Here is a 3,756-nt window from a genome sequence, read left to right as displayed (position 1 = left end):
AGTTCGTGATCTTGCCCTGCATCAATAGTGGGCTTACTGCACGTGAATTCAACATCGTTAATGTTGAATTCAGCTGTGTAAGATAAATTGGCTATTTTTGGCTCAAGTTATTTTTCAGTGAGTTCTTTAAATTAAACGACTGTAAACAATCTACTTTTAATTAAGTTTGTATACACTGACCTAAATACGATGGGGACTTATGCCATTCCAAGTGACTAACTATTTATTAATAGACATAGATAAAGAGTTTAGCCGATCATTTGCTGAGCACTATTTTAATAGTGAACGACGAAATACATCGAGCCCCTTAGTCATAGCGGGTTCTAATATGCGCCAATTAGTAAAAATGATGTTTGATGAGCTTATAAAAGACTATTGCTATTGCGATTTTGAAAACGAAATAAGTGTTTCTGAACTTGCCAGCTACTTGCATGAGCATCACAGTATCGAAGGTATTTTACTAAATAAAGTCGACTACTTACTGGCCGATGATGCACAGCGATTTATTTATAACTCTTTGCATAAAAATCGCATTTTAGTTAGCCAAGATGAAAATGGTTTTAACTTTTGCCCACTAACAGACCAAAGTCACTCAAATCATCTATCTTGCCACACCGATATAGCGGAAACTCCTTTGAACCTAGTTGAGTTAACAGAACAACTTAATAGAAAATAAATAATTGCACCAAGCTCACAGCTTACTTACCATAGCGGTATATAACTTTTATGCGCTAACCTATAAGTGACATTACATGCGAGTTCCTCATATTTATCAAAAATCTAACATTATCTTAAATACACCCGTTTCGTTAGATGAAGACGCTGCAGGCCACGTTGGCCGTGTACTTCGTATGAAAGTAGGCGAAAATGTGTCTATTTTTAATGGCGAAGGCGGCGAATACCTTAGTGAAATAATTGAAGTAACTAAAAAAACAGTTGTAGTAATGCCATATGAATTTAATGCTCATGATGTTGAATCCCCCTTAAAAATTCATTTAGGTCAGTGTGTTTCACGTGGCGATAAAATGGATTTTACGATTCAAAAATCAGTTGAACTAGGGATTACCGAAATTACGCCTATTTTTAGTCAGCGCTGTGGCGTAAAACTAATGGGTGACCGCCTTGAGAAAAAACACCAACAATGGCAAAAAATCGCAATTGCAGCAGCTGAGCAGTCAGGACGTAACTTTATACCAATCATTAATCCACCGATTGATTTAAAACAGTGGCTTGCACAACAAACCAATGCAATTAAGCTCACACTCCACCCTCGTGCTGAGCACAGCATTAAAACCATTACAGTACCTAAAGATGGCGTGCGCTTTTTAGTCGGTCCTGAAGGTGGTTTTACCGATGATGAAATGGCACTAACTAAGCAACTAGAATTTGTAGATATTCGTTTAGGCCCGCGTGTTTTACGAACGGAAACGGCCGCTTTAACGGTCTTAAGTGCATTACAGCTTCAATTTGGCGATTTAGCTAATTGAAATAACTAAAAGCACCCTCATATAAACAGTAACATTTATAGTAAGGCACAGCGCATGGCAATTAAGTTAGGTATTATTTCAGATCCTATTAGTGGATTTAACATCAAAAAAGACACCGGTTTTGCAATGATGATGCAAGCGCAAGAACGCGGCTACGAAATTTATTATATGGAGATGGATGATTTATCTCTTCGTAAAGGTAAATCTTACGCTACGGCGTCTAAAGCGCAAGTATTCAACAATGCAGAAAAATGGTACGAGCTTGAAGAAAAAGCCACTATAGCCCTTGCCGACCTTGATGTAATTTTAATGCGTAAAGACCCTCCTTTTGATACTGAATACATTTACGCGACGTATATTTTAGAGCGTGCAGAACAAGAAGGTACGTTAATAATTAACAAGCCACAAAGCCTTCGCGATGCTAATGAAAAGCTATTTACAGCATGGTTTAGCGAACATACGCCAGATACCCTGGTTACACGTAGTCAAAAACAAATTCGTGAGTTTTTAGCCGAGCATAAAGACATTATTTTAAAACCACTTGATGGCATGGGTGGCGCATCTATTTTCCGCATCAGAGAAGACGACGCTAATATTGGTGTAATTTGTGAAACGTTAACCGAACACGGCAGTCGCTTTGCTATGGTGCAAAATTATATTCCTGAGATCAAACAAGGCGACAAGCGCGTATTGGTTATTGATGGCGAAGTCATTCCGTATTGTTTAGCGCGCATTCCACAAAATGGTGAAACACGCGGTAACTTAGCTGTAGGCGGTCGAGGCGAAGCGCGTCCTCTTAGCGAATCAGATTTAAAAATAGCGCAAGCTGTTGCACCAACGCTTAAAGAAAAAGGCTTAATATTTGTAGGCTTAGATATTATTGGCGATAAATTAACTGAAATTAACGTCACTGCACCAACGTGCGTGCGCGAAATTGAAGCGGCTTATGATATTTCAATTACGGGTATTTTATTTGACGCAATTGAGAAAAGACTAGGTAAATAAGCATATACCTAATCGTTACTTATAGCTTTTTTCGCATTAAAAATTAATGCAGTCACTGCTGCATTAATTTTTAATGATATACATAAGCTTATTTAGTTTTAAAAACATAGGTATATGCCATACTCAAAGTCCACTAACTTAAAAGGGTGAAATCTATGCAGTCATTAGAAAATCATTTTTTAATCGCGATGCCGTCAATGCAAGACCCTTTTTTTAAACGTGCTGTTACCTATATTTGTGAGCACAATGAAGATGGGGCTATGGGCTTGGTGATCAACCAACCTATTAATGTTACCGTTGGCGAACTACTGGACAAAATAGAAATAGATAATGATAAAACCCAGCAAGCTGCACAAGTTGCTGTATATGCAGGTGGCCCGGTTAAAACCGATCGAGGCTTTGTACTGCATTCTCCAAAACTGGGTTACACCTCAAGTCAAAAGCTCAGTAGTGACATTATGATCACTACATCTAAAGATGTACTCGCAAGTTTAACAACCGCACAAGCACCCGAGCAGTTTATCATTACCTTAGGTTATTCAGGTTGGGAGCAAGGTCAACTAGAGCAAGAACTGCTTGATAATAGTTGGTTAATTATAGAAGCTGATCCGAAGATCATTTTTAATACGCCCGTTGAAAAACGATGGGAAAAAGCGGTTTCAATGCTGGGCTTTGATATAAGCCAACTAAGCCCTGAAGCCGGTCACGCATAGTAATTTTAATTATTTAAAACTTAAACAAGACAAACATGACAAAAAAATCGCTTAAGCCGCAAGGCGAACGCACTGTAATGGGCTTTGACTTTGGCACCAAAAGTATTGGTATTGCTATTGGGCAAGAGTTAACCGGCAGTGCGTCTAGCCTTAAGGCTGTAAAAGCACAAGATGGCATTCCTAACTGGGATCATATTGCAGTACAAGTGTCGCAGTGGCAGCCCGACTTAATGGTTGTTGGTTTGCCGCTAAATATGGATGGGACTTCACAAGAAGTAACCTTTAAAGCTAAAAAGTTTGCTAACAGGCTGCATAACCATTACGGCATTCCTGTGCAAACGCAAGACGAGCGCTTAACAACAGCCGATGCTAAAGCTCGTTTATTCGAGCAAGGCGGCTATAAAAACTTGGGTAAAGGTAATGTAGATAATATGTCTGCAGTTATTATTTTAGAAAGTTTTTTTGAATCTAGGGCGTGTTGATCTTTGGTGGGTGAATTTACAGCAGTATGTTTGGTTTTTAGGCAAGGAAGAGCCTATGTAGTGTGGTTA

Annotated in this window: 5 protein-coding genes; all 5 read left to right on the top strand. The window is 38.8% G+C overall.

Annotated features, from left to right (window positions below; all coding sequences use genetic code 11):
• Window positions 1–199 precede the first annotated feature (199 nt).
• Window positions 200–676: a hypothetical protein gene (locus DC53_RS00325; RefSeq protein ID WP_007376517.1), complete on the top strand. Its 477-nt coding sequence runs from the start codon at window positions 200–202 to the stop codon at window positions 674–676.
• Window positions 677–752: 76 nt separating this feature from the next.
• Complete coding sequence (gene rsmE / locus DC53_RS00330) at window positions 753–1,487, top strand: 16S rRNA (uracil(1498)-N(3))-methyltransferase (protein WP_008136625.1); 735 nt, start codon at window positions 753–755, stop codon at window positions 1,485–1,487.
• Window positions 1,488–1,541: 54 nt separating this feature from the next.
• Complete coding sequence (gshB, locus tag DC53_RS00335) at window positions 1,542–2,492, top strand: glutathione synthase (RefSeq protein WP_033032384.1); 951 nt, start codon at window positions 1,542–1,544, stop codon at window positions 2,490–2,492.
• Between the two features lie 155 nt (window positions 2,493–2,647).
• A complete protein-coding gene (locus DC53_RS00340) occupies window positions 2,648–3,205 on the top strand; it encodes a YqgE/AlgH family protein (RefSeq protein WP_007376520.1) in 558 nt (185 codons plus the stop codon).
• Window positions 3,206–3,240: 35 nt separating this feature from the next.
• Entirely contained in the window at window positions 3,241–3,687 is a 447-nt protein-coding gene (gene ruvX / locus DC53_RS00345; RefSeq protein ID WP_033032382.1) for a Holliday junction resolvase RuvX, read from the top strand.
• The last annotated feature ends 69 nt before the right edge of the window (window positions 3,688–3,756 follow it).

The sequence above is a fragment of the Pseudoalteromonas fuliginea genome (genome assembly GCF_000690055.1).
Taxonomy (GTDB): Bacteria; Pseudomonadota; Gammaproteobacteria; order Enterobacterales; family Alteromonadaceae; genus Pseudoalteromonas; species Pseudoalteromonas fuliginea.
The sequence above is the reverse complement of the archived record's forward strand: the minus strand, read 5'-3'. Positions and strand labels throughout refer to the sequence as shown.

What these genes read in the sequence shown, in the direction of transcription:
- DC53_RS00325 (WP_007376517.1), top strand. Translation starts at nt 200, where the DNA reads ATGCCATTCCAAGTGACTAACTATTTATTAATAGACATAGATAAAGAG.
- rsmE (WP_008136625.1), top strand. Translation starts at nt 753, where the DNA reads ATGCGAGTTCCTCATATTTATCAAAAATCTAACATTATCTTAAATACA.
- ruvX (WP_033032382.1), top strand. Translation starts at nt 3,241, where the DNA reads ATGACAAAAAAATCGCTTAAGCCGCAAGGCGAACGCACTGTAATGGGC.
- DC53_RS00340 (WP_007376520.1), top strand. Translation starts at nt 2,648, where the DNA reads ATGCAGTCATTAGAAAATCATTTTTTAATCGCGATGCCGTCAATGCAA.
- gshB (WP_033032384.1), top strand. Translation starts at nt 1,542, where the DNA reads ATGGCAATTAAGTTAGGTATTATTTCAGATCCTATTAGTGGATTTAAC.